Origin of the sequence: Nocardia acidivorans NBRC 108247, assembly GCF_001625085.1 — a bacterium.
Classification (GTDB): Bacteria; Actinomycetota; Actinomycetes; order Mycobacteriales; family Mycobacteriaceae; genus Nocardia; species Nocardia acidivorans.
Map to the genome: position 1 here is coordinate 1 of NZ_BDAW01000119.1, position 16,090 is coordinate 16,090.

At 66.7% G+C, this 16,090-nt stretch carries 23 protein-coding genes; 14 read left to right on the plus strand and 9 right to left on the minus strand.

Annotated elements, in window-relative coordinates; all coding sequences use genetic code 11:
• Positions 1-351: 351 nt before the first annotated feature.
• On the minus strand, positions 352-1,803 hold the full coding sequence (locus NA10_RS34100) for an MFS transporter (RefSeq protein WP_067574832.1): 1,452 nt from the start codon (positions 1,801-1,803) through the stop codon (positions 352-354).
• Between the two features lie 128 nt (positions 1,804-1,931).
• Here NA10_RS34100 and NA10_RS34105 point away from each other — a divergent pair, with 128 nt between their 5' ends.
• From NA10_RS34105 to NA10_RS34120, 4 genes are all read left to right on the plus strand, one after another.
• The gene (locus NA10_RS34105; protein ID WP_067574833.1) at positions 1,932-2,744 is read left to right on the plus strand and encodes a TetR/AcrR family transcriptional regulator; all 813 of its coding nucleotides are present in this window, start codon (positions 1,932-1,934) and stop codon (positions 2,742-2,744) included.
• A 315-nt stretch (positions 2,745-3,059) separates the two neighbouring features.
• Complete coding sequence (locus NA10_RS37845) at positions 3,060-3,731, plus strand: cytochrome P450 family protein (RefSeq protein ID WP_067574834.1); 672 nt, start codon at positions 3,060-3,062, stop codon at positions 3,729-3,731.
• Positions 3,697-4,482 carry a LysR substrate-binding domain-containing protein gene (locus NA10_RS34115; protein ID WP_067574835.1) on the plus strand — a complete coding sequence of 262 codons (786 nt, stop codon included), beginning with the start codon at positions 3,697-3,699 and terminating at the stop codon, positions 4,480-4,482. Before NA10_RS37845 ends, NA10_RS34115 begins: the two co-directional genes overlap by 35 nt.
• A gap of 74 nt (positions 4,483-4,556) precedes the next feature.
• Positions 4,557-4,730, plus strand: a complete 174-nt coding sequence (locus tag NA10_RS34120) for a hypothetical protein (RefSeq protein ID WP_218021637.1) — start codon at positions 4,557-4,559, stop codon at positions 4,728-4,730.
• A gap of 56 nt (positions 4,731-4,786) precedes the next feature.
• Here NA10_RS34120 and map read toward each other — a convergent pair whose 3' ends face one another.
• Positions 4,787-5,554, minus strand: a complete 768-nt coding sequence (map, locus tag NA10_RS34125; RefSeq protein WP_067574837.1) for a type I methionyl aminopeptidase — start codon at positions 5,552-5,554, stop codon at positions 4,787-4,789.
• A 77-nt stretch (positions 5,555-5,631) separates the two neighbouring features.
• Here map and NA10_RS34130 point away from each other — a divergent pair, with 77 nt between their 5' ends.
• The gene (locus NA10_RS34130; RefSeq protein ID WP_067574847.1) at positions 5,632-5,901 is read left to right on the plus strand and encodes a helix-turn-helix transcriptional regulator; all 270 of its coding nucleotides are present in this window, start codon (positions 5,632-5,634) and stop codon (positions 5,899-5,901) included.
• A gap of 16 nt (positions 5,902-5,917) precedes the next feature.
• On the opposite strand, the gene NA10_RS34135 is transcribed toward NA10_RS34130, so the two are convergent.
• Positions 5,918-6,922: a S1C family serine protease gene (locus NA10_RS34135; RefSeq protein WP_084515665.1), complete on the minus strand. Its 1,005-nt coding sequence runs from the start codon at positions 6,920-6,922 to the stop codon at positions 5,918-5,920.
• 87 nt (positions 6,923-7,009) lie between these two features.
• On the opposite strand from NA10_RS34135, the gene NA10_RS34140 reads away from it, so the two are divergent.
• Positions 7,010-7,312, plus strand: coding sequence for a helix-turn-helix domain-containing protein (locus NA10_RS34140; protein ID WP_067574838.1), 303 nt, complete (start codon positions 7,010-7,012; stop codon positions 7,310-7,312).
• The gene (locus NA10_RS34145) at positions 7,290-7,619 is read left to right on the plus strand and encodes a hypothetical protein (protein ID WP_067574839.1); all 330 of its coding nucleotides are present in this window, start codon (positions 7,290-7,292) and stop codon (positions 7,617-7,619) included. Before NA10_RS34140 ends, NA10_RS34145 begins: the two co-directional genes overlap by 23 nt.
• Here the strand turns inward: NA10_RS34145 and NA10_RS34150 are convergent.
• Entirely contained in the window at positions 7,603-8,064 is a 462-nt protein-coding gene (locus tag NA10_RS34150) for a DUF8821 family protein (RefSeq protein WP_067574840.1), read from the minus strand. The two genes, NA10_RS34145 and NA10_RS34150, sit on opposite strands and share 17 nt — an antisense overlap.
• An 85-nt stretch (positions 8,065-8,149) precedes the next feature.
• On the opposite strand from NA10_RS34150, the gene NA10_RS37850 reads away from it, so the two are divergent.
• Together NA10_RS37850 and NA10_RS37855 are read left to right on the plus strand one after the other, a co-directional pair.
• Positions 8,150-8,332: a hypothetical protein gene (locus NA10_RS37850; protein WP_169812700.1), complete on the plus strand. Its 183-nt coding sequence runs from the start codon at positions 8,150-8,152 to the stop codon at positions 8,330-8,332.
• Entirely contained in the window at positions 8,320-8,592 is a 273-nt protein-coding gene (locus NA10_RS37855; protein WP_067574841.1) for an NAD(P)H-binding protein, read from the plus strand. The genes NA10_RS37850 and NA10_RS37855 overlap by 13 nt, the downstream gene beginning before the upstream one ends.
• Positions 8,593-8,644: 52 nt before the next feature.
• Here the strand turns inward: NA10_RS37855 and NA10_RS34160 are convergent, their stop codons facing one another.
• Together NA10_RS34160 and NA10_RS34165 are read right to left on the minus strand one after the other, a co-directional pair.
• Positions 8,645-9,400: a class I SAM-dependent methyltransferase gene (locus tag NA10_RS34160; RefSeq protein ID WP_084515670.1), complete on the minus strand. Its 756-nt coding sequence runs from the start codon at positions 9,398-9,400 to the stop codon at positions 8,645-8,647.
• A gap of 39 nt (positions 9,401-9,439) precedes the next feature.
• Positions 9,440-9,844 carry a thiol-disulfide oxidoreductase DCC family protein gene (locus tag NA10_RS34165; protein WP_067574843.1) on the minus strand — a complete coding sequence of 135 codons (405 nt, stop codon included), beginning with the start codon at positions 9,842-9,844 and terminating at the stop codon, positions 9,440-9,442.
• 223 nt (positions 9,845-10,067) lie between these two features.
• Here NA10_RS34165 and NA10_RS34170 point away from each other — a divergent pair, with 223 nt between their 5' ends.
• Positions 10,068-11,372, plus strand: coding sequence for a family 1 glycosylhydrolase (locus NA10_RS34170; RefSeq protein ID WP_067574849.1), 1,305 nt, complete (start codon positions 10,068-10,070; stop codon positions 11,370-11,372).
• Positions 11,373-11,431: 59 nt separating this feature from the next.
• On the opposite strand, the gene NA10_RS37370 is transcribed toward NA10_RS34170, so the two are convergent.
• The 3 genes from NA10_RS37370 to NA10_RS34180 form a co-directional block, all read right to left on the minus strand.
• Positions 11,432-11,557: an L-2-amino-thiazoline-4-carboxylic acid hydrolase gene (locus tag NA10_RS37370; RefSeq protein ID WP_218021638.1), complete on the minus strand. Its 126-nt coding sequence runs from the start codon at positions 11,555-11,557 to the stop codon at positions 11,432-11,434.
• Between the two features lie 210 nt (positions 11,558-11,767).
• A complete protein-coding gene (locus NA10_RS34175; protein ID WP_067574844.1) occupies positions 11,768-12,166 on the minus strand; it encodes a DUF4870 domain-containing protein in 399 nt (132 codons plus the stop codon).
• A gap of 70 nt (positions 12,167-12,236) precedes the next feature.
• Entirely contained in the window at positions 12,237-12,884 is a 648-nt protein-coding gene (locus NA10_RS34180; RefSeq protein ID WP_084515668.1) for an NUDIX hydrolase, read from the minus strand.
• A 302-nt stretch (positions 12,885-13,186) separates the two neighbouring features.
• On the opposite strand from NA10_RS34180, the gene NA10_RS34185 reads away from it, so the two are divergent.
• The 4 genes from NA10_RS34185 (at position 13,187) to NA10_RS37375 (ending at position 16,015) form a co-directional block, all read left to right on the plus strand.
• Positions 13,187-14,083, plus strand: a complete 897-nt coding sequence (locus NA10_RS34185) for an NAD(P)H-binding protein (protein WP_067574845.1) — start codon at positions 13,187-13,189, stop codon at positions 14,081-14,083.
• Positions 14,080-14,703: a CPBP family intramembrane glutamic endopeptidase gene (locus tag NA10_RS34190; RefSeq protein ID WP_067574846.1), complete on the plus strand. Its 624-nt coding sequence runs from the start codon at positions 14,080-14,082 to the stop codon at positions 14,701-14,703. The genes NA10_RS34185 and NA10_RS34190 overlap by 4 nt, the downstream gene beginning before the upstream one ends.
• A gap of 710 nt (positions 14,704-15,413) precedes the next feature.
• Complete coding sequence (locus NA10_RS39695) at positions 15,414-15,836, plus strand: CPCC family cysteine-rich protein (RefSeq protein WP_084515669.1); 423 nt, start codon at positions 15,414-15,416, stop codon at positions 15,834-15,836.
• Entirely contained in the window at positions 15,809-16,015 is a 207-nt protein-coding gene (locus tag NA10_RS37375; RefSeq protein WP_169812698.1) for a hypothetical protein, read from the plus strand. Before NA10_RS39695 ends, NA10_RS37375 begins: the two co-directional genes overlap by 28 nt.
• Positions 16,016-16,090 lie beyond the last annotated feature (75 nt).

Here is a 16,090-nt window from a genome sequence, read left to right on the forward strand (position 1 = left end):
TGGTGGCAGGTCGGCGGGTTGGATCATTTTCCGGGAAGGGGGAATTGACCGTGGTGAAGTACTGGACCGCGGCGAGGATCGCTACGGGGGCCGTTATCAGGAGTTGGCCCGCCAGGGTGCCGAGGAAGCCGACCGCGGCGATGCCGCCTATGCAGCCTATAGCCGCGGAACAGCATCTGACCCATGTCTATCGCAAACTGGGGGCCTAGGATCGCGGTGATCTCGCGGCCCACCTGGCCGATGCGGGACTGCTCACCGGGGTCGGACTCGGCCAGGGCGGGGCGGCCTGAGCCGGCCGAAAGACGCTGCGGCCCGGCTCATTCGGTGTTTGCAGGGCCGGGCGGCGGCGCGTCACGCGGTGACGGCCGGTTTCGGTGTCTTGATGACGAACACGCTGACCAGCAGGGCCAGCGCGCAGGCTACCACGGCCGCGATGACCGCGGTGGCGAGTCCGTGCGCGAGCGCCTCGCGCCCATGCTCACCGTGCTGACCCGACTGGTAGATCGTGGTCAGAATGGCGACGCCGAGCGAGAGTCCGACCTGCTGGGTGCCCTGGAGCAACCCGGAGGCCGCGCCCATATCGCGCGGTTCGAGCCCGCCGAGCACGGTCATGTTCAGGGTGACGAAGGCGAAGCTGAGTCCGGCCCCGAGCAGGATGAACGGGCCGAGGATGCCGGTGAGGTAGTTGCTGGACGCGCTGGTGGTCGTCAGCCAGATCGCCTCCAGCCCCATCAGCGCGACGCCGGTGATGAGCACCGGTTTGCGGCCGAAGCGCGCGATGAGCTTGGGCGCGCGCCGCGCGGCGAAGAACTGCACCACGGCCATCGGCAGGAAGGCCAATCCGGCCTGCCAGGAACTGAATCCGAGCGCGTTCTGCACGTACAGCGACAGCAGGATGTAGGTGCCGCCCATCGAGATCATCAGCAGTACGAAGCTCAGATACGCCCCGGCCCGCACCCGCTGGCCGAGCAGTCGCAGCGGCACGATCGGCCGTTCGGCATGGCGTTCGACGAAGACGAACACCGCCAGCAGCACCGCGCCCGCGAGGAAGGCGGCCCAGGACACGGGATCGGACCAGCCCTCGGTGGAGGCGCGGGTCAAACCGTAGACGATGCCGACCATGCCCGCGGTGGACAGGATCGCGCCGAGCAGATCGAATTTGCCCGGATGCCTTTGGGTTTCGGTGAGATAGAGCTGTGCGAGCAGCACCGTGACAATGCCGATGGGCACATTGATGAAGAACACCAGCCGCCAGCTCAGGGTGGTGAGCACACCGCCCACGATTAATCCGAGGGTGATGCCGAACCCGGTGACCATGGAGAACACGGCCAGCGCGCGAGCGCGGTGCGGCCCTTCGGCGAAGGTGGCGGCGATCAGGGACAGCGCGGCCGGTCCGGCGAAGGCGAATCCGACGCCCTGCAGGGCGCGCGCCGCGATGAGCAGGCCCTGATTCGGTGCGATGCCGCCCAGTATCGAGGCGACGACCACCAGCGACAGGCCCCAGATGAACATGGGGCGGCGGCCGAGGATATCGCTGGCCCGCCCGCCCAGCAGCAGCAGTCCGCCGTAGGCGAGGGAGTAGGCGCTGAAGACCCACGCCAGCGCCTGCGCGGACATCGACAAGCCGGATTGGATCTCCGGCAGCGCGATATTGACGACATTGCTGTCCACCGAAACCATGAGCTGGCAGGTGACGATGACACCCAGCGTGATGGTGAGCCGGCGCTGGGCGCTGGTATGCGCGGCGATATCCGTCGGCGGCACGGCGGTCGCGGCGTCGGATTGCGTTTCTTGGCTGGTCATTCGAATTGTCCGTTCGGAGATTGCCGGGGAGATGTCAGACGGTTCGAGCTCGCGGCGCGACGCTGCGCTCTGCTCTACGCTTGTATGCTTGAAGTCAGCATAGGTATCACCGGCCATTTCGTCTACAGGTGTTGAGCGAGGATTTCATGACGCTGCGGGACATGAGCACCGTTCCGGCGAGTCGTACCGAACGCCGCCTGCACACGCGTCAGCAGATTCTCGACGCCGCCCGCGAACTGTTCGCCGAGCGCGGTTATGTCGAGACCACGATCCGGGCCATCGCACAGCGGGCCGGGGTGGATCCCGCCCTGGTCATGCAGCACTTCGGTACCAAGAACACGCTTTACGACGCGGTCGCGGGCATTCCCGAGACCCTCGACGACGCCTTGGAGGGACCCCCGGAAGAGCTCGGCGAGCGCCTGCTGCGGCATGCGCTGGCCGATGTGGACCGCAAGGAGGACCGGACCATGCCGGTACTGCGTTCCATGCTCACCCACCCCGAGGCGGCGCATGCGGTGCGCTGCGCGATCGTGAATCCGGAAACCAGTCCGTGGACCCGAGTGCTGGCCGGTCGTGACGCCGAACTGCGGTCGGTGCTGATCGGCACGCTGGTGCTGGGCGTGCTGGTCGCCCGCTATATGGTCCACATCCCCGGTGTCGCCGACGCCCCGGCCGAGCGCCTGGTGGAACTGCTCGGCCCGTGTCTGCGTCCGCTGGTCATCGAGGGGCTGCCCGCCGAACGTCCCGAACCGTGCTCGGCCCTGGATGCCTTGGCGCGGGCCGATATCGAACAGCGTGCCGCCGCGGCGCGGGTCGACGAACACGCCCGCGCGGCGCTCGCGGCCGGTGCCGGCTACGGCGATATCGGCCGTGCCCTGGGCATCAGTCGGCAGGCGGCGCGTAAGCGGTGGCCGAATCAGTCCACTGAAACCACGGAGTGACAACTTTGGTTGTCGCACTACCTATCGCGAACGGTTGCTCTCGGCCTTGAATCGTTCGCCTCGGGAGCGACAACCATGGTTGTCACCCGAGTCTGGGTGCGGTAGCGGTCCGATCCCGATACTCCCCGCTCGCGGCTCCGGTGGCGGCCCCTATTCCCTTGTCCCGCAATCGCCTTCGTCAGGGGCCGCGGCGGCTGTCCTTAGGGGTATTTGCCGACCTGCGACGCCCGTAATCTGCGGATGGCGGCGCTTCCCGCCCGTGTCGAGCGCATTGGGCCTGTCTGCCACCTGCCGATCTACGAAGGAGTCACTCCGTTGACCACTCTCGACAGCATCGATGTCTTCGATCAGGAACGCTATCTGGACGGCCCGCCCTACGCCGATTTCGCCCTGTTGCGCGCCCAGGCTCCGGTCTATCGCAATGCCGATCCCGCAGTGCCGGAAGGACATTGGGCGATCACGCGGCACGCCGATGTGGTGGCCACCGCGCGCCAGCCCGAACTGTTCTCCTCCGAGCGCAAGGGTTCGCAGCCCCAGGAGTTCGACGAGGTCGCCATCGAGGTGCAGCGCCGCATGATGATTCACCAGGATCCACCCCGGCACACCCGGGTGCGCGGCCTGGTCAACCGCGGTTTCACCCCGCGCGCGGTGCAGCAGCTGCGCCCGCGCATCGCGGCCGAATGCGAACAGATCATCGAGAAGGCCTTGGCGCTGGGCGAATTCGATCTGATCCCGACCGTGGCGGCGGAACTGCCGCTCATCGTGATCGCCGAACTGATGGGCATTCCGCGTTCGGACCGGCTCGAGATCTTCGAATGGTCCCGTGCCATCGCGGGGCAGACCGATCATGAGAACGGCGGCGCGGAGGCCACCCGGGACGCCGTGGTCAATATGTCCGGTTACGGATCGGAGTTGGGTGAGGCCCGCCGCCGGTGCCCGATGGAACGACACCGTGACCCGCACGGTCAAGGCCGACGACAAGGGTAATCAGCTCACCGACGAGGAATTCCAGGCGTTCTTCATTCTGATGACCGTGGCGGGCAACGAGACCACCCGCTATGCGATCGCGGGTGGTGTCGAGGCGTTCGCCCAGTTCCCCGACCAGTGGGCGCGTCTGCGAGCCGACCCGAGTCCGGCCCGCACCGCGGCGGAGGAGATCCTGCGCTGGACCAGTCCCACCAAGGTTTTCCGCCGCACCGCCACCGCCGATACCGAACTCGGCGGCCAGCTCATCCGCGAGGGCGACAAGATCATGGCCGGGCCTGCAATTGGCGAAGAACACATCGGCGTCGGCCAGCAGCTCGCGCACCCGGCGCATACGGTGGTGCTCGGCATCGCCCCCGAAGTATCCGCGGCCGTGCGCACCTCGGTGCTGGAAGCCCTGGCGGACGTGCCCGACACCGTGATTCGGTTGTCGCCGGGACGGACCGGGCAGGTATTGGCGGCCCTGCACGCCGGTCAGGTGGATCTGGCACTGATCGGCGAACCGGACGATACCGACGGAATCGGGTTCGTCCGGCTCGAGAGCCAGCCCGTGGGCGCGGTGGTCGCCAGCGCGATCGGATTCGACGATCGCGCCTCGGTCGGCCTCGACGAACTCGTCCATCTGCCGTATGCGCCGCTGGGCGGTGAATCCGCCTGCACCGTCTGCGATCGATCGAGACCGCGCTGCGATCCCTTGGCGCGCACTCGTGTTCGGCCCGGGACAGTGCCCTCGACGGTGTGGCCCATGTGGTAGCGAGCGGGCAGGCCTTCACCATCATCGGCCGGTGCTCCAGTGCGCGAAGGGTTTTCGCGGATGAGGCGGTTCGCGTGCTGCCCCTCGAGGGTATCGACACCGTCTTCACCACCATCGCCGCGTGGCGTCCGGATCGTCTCCGGCGGGGTGCGCTGGCCGCCCCCGTGGCGGCGGTACTGAATCTGGCGGCCGACCGTATCCGCACCTCACAGCGGGAATCGCCCCCGGCGGTGGCACGACAACAGTGAGCCACCGCCGGTTTCTCTCGCAGGTCGGATCACTTCCCCGGCAGTGGGGACTGCTCTCAGGCGGCTCGGGTGAGCACCTGCGGACCCGCCTCGGTAATGGCCACGGTGTGTTCGGAGTGGGCGGTGCGGGAGCCATCGGCGGAGCGGATGGTCCAGCCGTCCGGATCGGTGATGATGCGATCGGTGGTGCGGGCGAACCAGGGTTCGATGGCGATGGTCAGGCCGGGGCGGAGAGTGTAGCCGCGGCCGGGGCGGCCGTGATTGGGGATGTGCGGGTCCTCGTGCATGGTGCGGCCCAGACCGTGGCCGCCGAATTCGGTGTTGACCGGATAGCCGTAGGCGTGGGCGACCCCGGCGATGGCGGCGGAGATATCGCCGATCCGATTGCCCGGCAGCGCGACGGATATGGCGGCTTCCAGGGCCTCCTCGGTGGCGCGCACCAGGCGGCTGTCCGCCGGGGCGGGGGTGCCGACGATGACGGTGGTGGCCGAGTCCGCGACCCAGCCGTCGATGCCGACCGCGAGATCGGCGGTCAGGACATCACCGTCCCGCAGGGCGTAGTCGAAGGGAAGTCCGTGCAGGACTGCGTCATTCACCGAGAGGCAGACCGTGTTGCGGAACGGCCCGCGGCCGAACGAGGGGGAGTAGTCCCAGTAGCAGGAGACCGCGCCGCGTTCGCGAATGCGTTCGCGCACATGGGCTTCCAGCTCCAGTAGATTCACCCCGATCCGTGCCCGGTCGCGCAGTTCGGCGAGGACGTTCGCGACGAATTCACCGGTGACCCGCATGCGGGCGATCTCCGCCGCGGATTTGAGTTCCACCATGACAACCTCCGTATCGGTATTTTAATACCGACCATAGCGGGTTGCGGTATTTTTATACCAACCGTAAGGTGGCGGGCATGGTTCGACTTCCCCTGACCCCGGCCCAGGTAGCCGCCGGGCGCCGCCTCGGCTCCGCCCTGCGCACCGCCCGTGCCGGGCGGGATCTGGTCGAGATCGCCGTGGCCGCGGGCATCTCCCCGGAGACGCTCCGCAAAATCGAATCCGGCCGCATGCCGACCCCGGCCTTCGGCACCGTGGTGGCGCTGAGCCGGGCTCTCGGGATCTCGCTGGAGGAGTTGGCCGAGCATTGGCAGCCCGCCGAAACGGCCCGCCGCACCGCCTCCTGACCGCCGGGAAACGCGTTCAATCCGCGGACAATTCGACCGGGACGGCGATGACGTCGACCATCGCCCCGTTGCGCAATACCGTCACCGGCAAAGCCCGGCCGATGGCCTCGTCGAAGAGTCGGCGCTGAATGCCCTGGGCGTCACGGACTTCCCTGCGCGCGACACTGAGTACGAGATCGCCGCGGCGTAATCCGGCGTGATCGGCGGGACCGCCGCGCACCACTTCGACAATGCGCAGTCCGGCATCCTGACCCGTGCGCGCCGCCACGGCCGCCGGAAGCGGTGCGGGCACGCCGACTATGCCGAGGTAGGCCCGGCGCACCCGGCCCTCGTGCAGCAGGGTGGTGATGATGCGGCGGGTGGTGACATTGATCGGAATCGCCAGGCCCAGGCCGATTCCGGCGACAGCGGTATTGACCCCGACCACGCGACCCGCCGAATCCGCCAGTGCGCCACCGGAATTGCCGGGATTGAGCGCGGCATCGGTCTGAATCACATCCTCGATGACCCGGGCGGCGCGGCCATTGCCGACCGGAACCGACCGGCCCAGCGCGCTGACCACCCCCGCGGTGACCGATCCGGCCAGCCCGAGCGGGCTGCCGACGGCGACCACCAGCTGTCCGACGACCAGATTGTCGGCATCGCCCATGGTGACCGCGCGGGGTGCGCCGCCGCGTGCCCGCAGCACCGCCAGATCCGAGAGCGGATCGATTCCGATCACATCGAATCGGGATTCGACGCCGTCGGCGAAGACGACCACGCCGTTCTTGGCCGAACCCACCACATGCGCGTTGGTGAGCAGGAAACCGTCATCGGTGAACACCACCGCCGATCCGCCGCCGCGGCGGGTCTGCACGCTCGCCACATGCGAGGTCACCGCCTGCGCGACACCGATGACCGTGCGTGAATACGCGTCCAGTGCCGCGGCTTCGGACACGGCCGAGTCACCGGTCGCGCCGATGTGCTGTCCGTCGGCCCCATCCGGGCTCGCCGTCGACGAGAGTGCCGATTCGTCGGCCATGTGACCACCACCCGATTACATGATTACGTTCCTGCTCCCAGGATGCCCGCGTACGGGCGCGACGGCAGCGATTTCGCTGGGGGCGCAATGCGATCGGGCAGCGAGACACCCTCCCTGCGGGCAGCCGTCCGTGCGCTGGCCCGCCGGCGCATTATCGACGCCGCCCTGGAATTGGCCGCCGGCACCGGCTGGAACGCGGTCCGCATGGCCGATATCGCCGCCCGCGCCGGGATCAGCCGTCGCACCACCGCCATGCGCCGCGCACTGCGACCGGGCGCTCCGGTGCTGCCCTGGTCATGCGCGTCCCCGCGCTCCGCTGCCAGGCCATGCTCATGGTCTGTGAGCACGGTGACCGGATCGCGCCCGAATGGCCGTCATGGAGGCCCGTAATGCCCTGCGGTGCACGGCGATCGAGGATTTCCCGGCGATCATCGCCACCGCGTACGAACCCTACGGCCCCCTCGACATCCCCGCCCTGATCGCCTGGAGCGAATGCGACCGCATCCTGCCGTACGACCGCTACGCGCCGAACTGGCGTCGCTACGCCCCTCGGCAACCTGGCGCACCCTCCCCGGCGTGGGCCACGTCCGCATGTACGACGGAATTGGTCGCGCATACCGTCCTGGAATGGACCGCGCAGGCCGCCGCGAGCCGCGCGGCGGGCAGAGAACACCCGAGGATCAGTATTCGCCCTTGATCACGAAGTAGGACCCGCGAATGGTTCCCGCCAACTTGGACTTCTGCCTGGCGAATTTGAACGCGGAGAGCTCCTCGGGAATGTCCATTCCGTCGGAGAGTTTGAAGCCGACCGCCCGCTTCCCGCCGTCGCCGAGTGTGTACATCACATTGATCGACAGGCCGCTCTCGTAGAAGACATACGCCATCCGGATGTCCTCGACCTGAAAGCCGGTGGCCTCGAGCGGGCGCGAGGAGATCACGATCCCGCGCTCCTGGTCCAGAATCCCGCTCACCCAATCAATGGTCGCCTTGGCCTTCCCGGCCGGCTCGACGGTGAATTCATGGTTGTACTTGTTCTTGAAGTACCGGGCCTCATTGGCCCGCAATCCCGCGAGCGCCTCCGCGACCGGTGACGATTCCAGACCGACCGTGGAGACATTCTCGAAGTCCACGACATAGCTCACGTCGAACTCCTCAGCGCGTCGTCGATGTTCCGAACCGATCGAATACTCCGCACATTAGCGCGTCCGGAGAGCGACGGCGTGCACCATGCCGGGGAGTTCGGCCGCGGGACGTGCTCAGCGCTCGGCCCCGGTGATTCAGTTGGCCGATCGCCGGTCCACCGGGCTGCCGACCGCCCGATCCGAGGACGCCGGCAAGCGCACGGCCGCCGAGGTGGGCGCGGTTCCGATGCGAGTGGACGTCACCGAGGACGCGACATGGCGGGCATAATCCGCGCCCGCCGTGCGGGTGAACAAGCCCTGCGGGACTGCGGTGCACCGTATTCCATCGTCCGCCCCAGCTGGCTCACCGACGCACCCGCCAGCGGTGTGCATCTCGAACAGGGCGACCACGGCGACGGCCGCGTCAGCCGCGAGACCGTCGCCCAGGCGGCGGTGGCGGCCCTGCTGCCACGGCAAGATCTTCGAACTCTACGATGGCCCACCCCGGCGGACTGGACATCGGCGGTCGCGGCCCCGACCGTGGACTGAACGGGTAATCGATTCCGGTACCGGGAGTCCGAGCCGATGGTGGCCCGGCTGGTCAGTCCGCGTGCAGCACGAAGAACAGGAAGGCCAGGAAGCTCGTGCCGAGCACGTCTCGGAACACCTCCGGAAACTGGTCGCGGGCGGCGGGTACCGGGGACGGTTCGCTGATCACGCCGATCCGGAAGCCCGCCGCGGTGAAGGCATCGGTCATCGCGTGCAATGGGCGGTCCCAGAAGGTCAACCGCGCGACCTGACCGCCCATGGTCCACTCCTCGGCCCGCTCGCGGGTCTGGAAATAGTCCGTCTTCTCCCCGGCCGAGCGTTCCGCGAGCCAGATCGCGAACGGATGCTCGACCGAGGCGATGCGTCGACCGCCCGGCCTGAGCACGCGCCGCAATTCGGTCAGCGTCGGACCCCAATCGCGCAGGTAATGCAGTACCAGCGAGGCGACGACAGCGTCGAATGTGTTGTCGGGAAACGGAAGTGGATCGGCGAGGTCCGCCACTCGCAGGTCCGCGTCCGCGCCCAGTCGTCTCCGCGCGAGCTTCACCATGCCCGCACTGGCGTCGATTCCGGTCATGATGGCGCCGCGATCGCGCAGCGCCGCGAACAGGGGACCCGCTCCGCACCCTGCGTCGAGAATCCGCCGTTCACTCACCTCCCCGGCCAGTTCCACCATGGCCGGGCGCTCGTAATACGCGTTCAGCAGGCTGGTCTCATTCTCGGCGGTGTACCCCTCGGCAATGCCGTCGTAGTCGTACGGCTGCGCCGCGGCGGCGGGAATCGCGGGGCCATCCGGAACCGGTGTCATACGCACCATCCTGACACGTCGGCCGCTGCCTCGATCCGCTCAATTCCCTTGCGGGGCAGGCAATGCGCACGCGGGAGTGCCGCCGGGCAGTCGGTGCCGGTTGTTGGCCACGAGATGGTAGGCCGCGGCAGCCAGCCAGCTGATCGGCTGGATCAGCATGAGGGTGCCGAGGGCTCGCCAGGGTGGGTCGGCGCGGCGGAGAAGTAGTGCGCCGGCTCGCGCGCCCGAGGCCCGGGTGCCGCCGTCGATCCACTGCACAGCGTTTTCCGTCTGTTCCCGGGTGAGTCCGAGGGCGGGCAGGTCGAGTCGTTGCCAGGCGGCGAAGTCGACATCCGGTTTGATCCGGTCTCGGATGAAATTGACGCTGGTGGTGCAGAACGCACAGTCACCGTCGAATACCACCGGGGGTCGTGCCGCCCGCGTGGTGAATGCCGACTCCGTCATGGGGTCTCCCTCCGTTGGGAATTCAGTCTCGATTCTAGAGTTCCGTTGGCGCACAGAGGGTTTGCCGACCGTCGGTGAGAGTGAAGTCACCTCGGGGCCGCAGGGCGCGGTGAGGATGTGCCAAACCAGTACCGACCTGGCATATCCCCGAGATGAATCGCAGCTATCCAGGAGTAAGTAACCGCATTCACTCATTTCGAGTACTGGTCCCGGGGAGGTGCTGATGCGCACTCGATTTCGCTGTCTGGTCGCGGCCGTGCTGTTCGTGGCCGCCAACCTGCTCCTGGTGCCCGGGGGCGCGCACACCACGCCGGAGCGAACGGCCGGGGTGCTCGGTGACGAGTTTCTCTGGGGTGTGGCGGCTTCCGGATTTCAATCCGAAGGACAGTCACCTGACAGCAATTGGACCCGCTACATCGAAGCCAATCCGGGATGGGATCGTCTCGGCGATTCCGTGGATTTCCATTCCCGCTTCCGGTCGGATATCGCCCTGGCGAAGAAGCTGGGCGTCAAGGTGTTTCGGATCGGCATCGAATGGTCGCGAGTGGAACCCCAACCGGGAGTGTGGGATTCGGCCGCCTTCGCCTACTACGACGAAGTTGTCGAGGCGATCGTCTCGGCGGGCATGCGACCCATGCTGACCCTGGATCACTGGGTGTACCCGGGCTGGGAGGTCGATCGAGGCGGTTGGCGCGATCCCGGCATGGTGGGGGACTGGCTCGCCGCTATGAGCACGGTCGTCGACCACTTCGCGGCGCGCGATCCGATCTGGGTGACCATCAATGAACCGGTCGCCTACATCATGCACGAGGTGCGGCAGAACAGCACCGATGCCGCGCAGATGTTGTACCGAATCGCACAGGCGCACAACGATATTTACGACTACATCCACCGGGTGCAGCCGAATGCTCTGGTAACCGGCAATGTCGGCTACGTCGCAGGTGCCGAGTCGCAGGTCAATGGACCGCTGATGAGCCTCATCGGCGACAAGCTCGACTTCGTCGGCATCGACTACTACTTCGGCTATGAACCGCCGACCCTCGCCGCCACATCCGGTGGCGCGGCGGGCATGTGGGATCTCCCGGTCCGTCCCGAGGGCATCTACTTCGCCCTGCAACACTATTCGCGCCAATTCCCGGGCAAACCACTGTGGATCGTGGAAAACGGTATGCCCACCGAGAACGGCCGACCCCGCCCGGACGGCTACACCCGATCGAACCAGCTGCGCGACACCGTCTATTGGCTGCAACGCGCCAAGGCCGACGGTATGAACGTCATCGGCTACAACTACTGGAGCCTCACCGACAACTACGAATGGGGCTCCTACACCCCACGATTCGGCCTCTACACGGTGAACGCCCTCTCGGACCCAACCCTGAAACGTATCCCCACCGACGCGGTCGAGACCTACCGCGACATCATCACCCACGACGGCGTGCCCACCGACTATCTTCCTTCCCGCCCGCCCGCCGACTGTCAACTGATCGACCCACCCGCCAGCTGCGACACTCCGGTCACCGCACCCTGATTCGCCCCGCACCGCGCCGACCGGTTCGATCGGCGCGGTGCGGGGTGCGGGGCACGGGGTCAGTCGGTCGTGCGATCGAAGTGGAATGGGCAGTGCGTGCCGCCGGTTCCGAGCGTGGTGGCGCGCTCGAATCGCATGTGGTGCGTGTCGGGATCGATGGCGTCGATCCAGTTGCCGTTGAACACGCACGGGACCAGGGCCTATGGTGTGCTCTCGCGCGAATTCGGCTATCGCTTCGAAGAATCCATCGATCACCGGCGTCGTATCGCGCTCGGGAAGGTACTGGTCTCCGACAGGCCGAATTGATCGGTGTTCGAACATATCCGGTGGATCGCGTCCAGTGCACAGGCCAACGGCCCGAGAGCTACTCGGGCCGTTGGCATTCGAACATTCGGTTAGTTGACCGAGGCGGCCAGGCGATCGGCGTAGGGGGCGACGAACTTTCCGACGAGGGGCAGTTCGGATCGCACACCGCCGGTTCTGTTGGCCTGGATCATGGCCATGATCCACACGACCAGCGCCAGCAGGCCGAGTACGAGTCCGGCGAGGCCGAAGATGATCCCGAGCGCTCCCAGCAGCGAGCCCAGGACACTGAGCACGATATTGAGCACCGAGACCGCGCCGAAGAAGACGATCGATTGGGAGGCATGGAATTTGACGTCCGGATCGTTCTTGCCGAGGAAGAGGAAGACGATCCCGGTGAGCCATCCCAGCGCGTAGGACAGGATCGCGCTGGTCTTCTTGTCCAAGCCGGTGGACCGGGGCCGGTTGGCGGGCGGCTGAGAAAATGTCATGCGGTAAGTAGACGGCGCGCCGGTCACCTCCCGATCCCAACTTTCCGTCTCGGTTCGCCTGGGACTGCGATCATTCCCAGGCGAAGCGGGGCTGTTCCATCCGGTCGACTCGGGTGGGGCGGCGGTGCAGAGCCACCTCGCGGAATTGGTGCAGGATCGCGGCGGTCGGGGCGTGCAGGTGGCCGCCGAGCAGGGGGAGTTGGATGGCGGGGCGGTCCGAACCCGGGACGGGTACGAAGAGCGGGTCCCGATCGAGATCCGCGAGTGGAATCCAATGCACCGCAGCGACTTCGGTGGGATTGGGGATCGGATCGGATGAGTGTCCGAGCCAGGCCACCACCGGGGTCATGACATAGCCGGAGCGGGTCGGGTAGTCGTCGAGCAGGCCGAGGACGGTCGAGCGGGGTGCGGCGATTCCCAACTCCTCGCGCAACTCCCGCAATGCCGCCGACCGGGCATCCTCGCCCGCGTCGAGTTTGCCGCCGGGAAGGGCCAGCTGCCCGGCATGGGCTCGCAATCCCGGCGACCGTTCGGTCAGCCAAATGCCTTGTTCGCCATCGCGATCGGCAATAGCGATCAACACCGCGGCGGGTTTGCGGCCATCGGGCTCAACGGCCTGGCGCGAGAACGTGTGCAACGCTTCGGTGATCGCACCGCGCAACTGGTCGGCGGGCACATCACCCCAGCGGTATTCGCTACTGTCCTCGTCGACCGGCATCAGCCGAACGTAATTCGCCGCCCCATCCACCGTCAATCCGCCGCCGCGAACCCCCGCGTGACCTGGCATGCGAGGATGGTGCTGATCCATCTCTCAATTGACAAGGGAGACCGGGTGTCCGCAGAGGACGGCGGCCCCGTTGGCGTTCGGCCGCACGTGTCTTCGAACCCGCATCTCGGTGTCGCCGGAACCGAGGGGCCGAAGATTGGACCGCGGGACCTCCGAGCCGCCCCATATCAGTTATCTTCAAGCTATCTCTCGTTTCGGTTTCCGCTCGTATCGTGCACGGAGAGGAATCCCGTATGACTGTGCTCGTGGCAGGCGCGTCCGGTTTCGTCGGCACCCGGTTATGCCCGGAGTTGGAGCGGGCGGGACATACCGTGCGGGCCATGACGCGGCGGCCGCGGTCCTATTCGGGGGCGGGGACGGCGGTGCGCGGGGATGTCCATGATCCGGCCTCGCTGCGTGAGGCGATGGATGGGTGCGACAGTGCCTACTATCTGGTGCATTCGCTCGACGACCCGAAATTCGAGGAGCGCGATGCCGAGGCCGCGCGGAGCTTCGGCCGGGCCGCCGCCGATACGGGGCTGAATCGGATCGTTTACCTGGGTGGATTGGGTGACGATCGTGACGATCTGTCTTCGCATTTGCGCAGCCGCCGGGAGGTGGAGCGGCTGCTCGGTGCGGCGGACGTGCCGGTGACCACCCTACGAGCGGGGGTGATCGTCGGCCACGGTGGTATCTCCTGGGAGATGACTCGCCAGCTGGTGGAACATCTGCCCGCCATGGTCACCCCGAAGTGGGTGCGCGTCAGGACGCAGCCGATCGCGATCACCGATGTGGTGCGCTATCTCGTCGGAGTACTGGACACGCCCGAAGCGGTCGGGCGCACCTTCGACATCGGCGGTCCCGAGGTTCTGTCCTACGGCGATATGCTTCGCCGCCTAGCGGCCATCGAGGGCCGTCCGCTTGCCGTGCTGCCGGTCCCGCTCCTGTCGCCGCGGCTGTCCGCGCTCTGGCTGTCGCTGGTGACCAATGTCGACGCCCGCACCGGGCGCTCGCTGGTCGCATCCATGACGAATGAAACGGTAGTGCGCGACAACAGTATTCGTGACCTGGTGCCCTTCGAGCCGCTGGACTACGACGAGGCGGTACTGCGTGCGCTCGGCCAGCGGGCCAAAGCCCGGCGGGCCTCGTGAAGCCGGCATCGCGGCGGCGTGTCGCGGTCGCCGGTTGCACTGCGCTCGGGGCCGGGCTGCTGCGCGCATCACTGTCGGCACGCCCGGATAGTCGAGCGTTCTACGGTCTGGGCCTGGCGACCGCCGCAACATGGGCCGCGAGCGGCCTCGCCCTCGGTCCGCCACGGCTGGGGAACAAGTCGGGCGCGGTGCTCGCGCTGCCGATCGGCGGTGCGGCGTTCGGGGTGTTCTATGGTTGCGCCCTGATCGCCCGCCGCATTCCGCCTCTGCACCGGGCGATCTCCGATGTGCTGCGCTACGCCGACGAGGCTCCGCTCGACCGGACGCTGTTCATCGCACTGGTCAGTGGGGCGGGCGAGGAACTGTTCTTCCGGGGGCCGGTCTACGACGTGGCCGGACCGCGCCCGGTCGCCGCCTCCACCGGCGTGTACTGCCTGACCACCACGGCCACCCGCAACCCCGCCCTGACCCTCGCCTCGGCGGTGATGGGCACGCTGTTCGGACTGCAACGCCGGGCAACCGGTGGTGTCGTCGCACCCCTGCTCACCCATCTCACCTGGTCCACCCTGATGATTCGATACCTTCCCGCGCTGTTCCCCGGCGATCAGACCGGGGGATGACCATATCCGGATGCCGACCGCCGAGAAATTCGCCGGGTTCGTGATGGCGGATAGTGAAAGTCACCGGATCGAAGCCGAGCCGAGCAGGGTGGATTCAGGCAGGGGGCGTCGAGAAGGGGTGTCGAATACATCGCGGAATCCGCCCTCGCACCGATATTTTGCCCGTAGGGAACCCGCAGCCGACCGGTGCCGGCGCGGATCATATTCGGTCTGGTGGCGATCAATAGTGCTGCGTCAGAACATACGAAAGAACGTTTTGCCGATAAAGGTCACGCCTGAACCGGCACCTGGTAAATATTGGTTGCGAAGGCGCTCAACGCCTGTCACCATCGGCTCTCAGGCACTTGTCGACCACATCGGATATTTCCTGTCCACCCTGGTCTGGAGCAATGGAATGGGCGGCACCATCCGGGCCTACGAACACGCCGAATGCGTTCTCACCCACCACCTCTCACACGCGGGGAGGCTCGCACCGAACCCGGATCGATATCGCTCGGCACGGGTCCTCGCCTGCTTCCTGGACGGTCACCACGTCCCTCCACCGAACTGGGCAACCCTGCAATCGCTACGCGCCGGATACCGGTCGCTCCTGAGTACACCCGCGTGGCATTCGATTCAGTCGCAGCCTCGAAGAGCGACAACGAACGAACTCGCGAATGGGCGGTCCGCATGCTCGACGAGCTGAGTCGATGTGACGCGGACCGGGACCAATGATTGTGCCGCGACCTCCTCGTCGCCCCAATGTCATCAAGGAGATCAATCGCGTGACCCCGCCCTATCCGTGCCCTGCGTGTGGCCACAGGGTCTTCGATGAGCCACCCGGTTGCCATTTGATCTGCCCGGTTTGTTTCTGGGAGGACGATGGCGTGCAGCTTCGGTGTCCCACCGTCGCCATCGGAGCCAACCGAATCTCGCTGGTGGAAGCGCAGCGCAACGTCATCGCATTCGGTGCGTGCAAAGAGCGCGTGCGGGCGCTCGTCCGTCCCCCTGCCCCGAGGGAAGCAATGGATCCCGCGTGGCGATGTATCGGCCCGTCCGATGACTTCGAGGATTTGTCGACTGTGAGTTCAACCTCGTGGCCGGAGGATTGGACGACATTGTATTGGTGGTTACCGACATTCTGGCGAGCATGACCGTCGGCCGGCACGGTGTGAACAGGTCGGAAATATGGAGCACGACAGATTCGGCGCCCGCGCCGACGCTGCCACCGTGGTTTCTGGAAGTGCTGAAAAACGAAGCTGTTGCTCACAGTATCGACCAGGTTGAAGCGGAGGTGGCAACAGTAAAAGCGCTGCACTACAAAGGATCTTGACCATCGCGTACCAACCTCGATGGAGTGGTCGGCGGTCAGGCCGGGCCGGTGCGGGGGGGGGGGGGGGGGGGGGGG

Bases quoted from the DNA above. Each gene is read 5' to 3' on its own strand.
- NA10_RS34100 (WP_067574832.1), bottom strand. From the start codon at position 1,803: ATGACCAGCCAAGAAACGCAATCCGACGCCGCGACCGCCGTGCCGCCG.
- map (WP_067574837.1), bottom strand. From the start codon at position 5,554: ATGGTGGAACTCAAATCCGCGGCGGAGATCGCCCGCATGCGGGTCACC.
- NA10_RS34130 (WP_067574847.1), top strand. From the start codon at position 5,632: ATGGTTCGACTTCCCCTGACCCCGGCCCAGGTAGCCGCCGGGCGCCGC.
- NA10_RS34135 (WP_084515665.1), bottom strand. From the start codon at position 6,922: ATGGCCGACGAATCGGCACTCTCGTCGACGGCGAGCCCGGATGGGGCC.
- NA10_RS34140 (WP_067574838.1), top strand. From the start codon at position 7,010: ATGCGATCGGGCAGCGAGACACCCTCCCTGCGGGCAGCCGTCCGTGCG.
- NA10_RS34145 (WP_067574839.1), top strand. From the start codon at position 7,290: ATGGCCGTCATGGAGGCCCGTAATGCCCTGCGGTGCACGGCGATCGAG.
- NA10_RS37850 (WP_169812700.1), top strand. From the start codon at position 8,150: ATGCCGGGGAGTTCGGCCGCGGGACGTGCTCAGCGCTCGGCCCCGGTG.
- NA10_RS37855 (WP_067574841.1), top strand. From the start codon at position 8,320: ATGGCGGGCATAATCCGCGCCCGCCGTGCGGGTGAACAAGCCCTGCGG.
- NA10_RS34160 (WP_084515670.1), bottom strand. From the start codon at position 9,400: ATGACACCGGTTCCGGATGGCCCCGCGATTCCCGCCGCCGCGGCGCAG.
- NA10_RS34165 (WP_067574843.1), bottom strand. From the start codon at position 9,844: ATGACGGAGTCGGCATTCACCACGCGGGCGGCACGACCCCCGGTGGTA.
- NA10_RS34170 (WP_067574849.1), top strand. From the start codon at position 10,068: ATGCGCACTCGATTTCGCTGTCTGGTCGCGGCCGTGCTGTTCGTGGCC.
- NA10_RS34175 (WP_067574844.1), bottom strand. From the start codon at position 12,166: ATGACATTTTCTCAGCCGCCCGCCAACCGGCCCCGGTCCACCGGCTTG.
- NA10_RS34180 (WP_084515668.1), bottom strand. From the start codon at position 12,884: ATGCCGGTCGACGAGGACAGTAGCGAATACCGCTGGGGTGATGTGCCC.
- NA10_RS34185 (WP_067574845.1), top strand. From the start codon at position 13,187: ATGACTGTGCTCGTGGCAGGCGCGTCCGGTTTCGTCGGCACCCGGTTA.
- NA10_RS39695 (WP_084515669.1), top strand. From the start codon at position 15,414: ATGATTGTGCCGCGACCTCCTCGTCGCCCCAATGTCATCAAGGAGATC.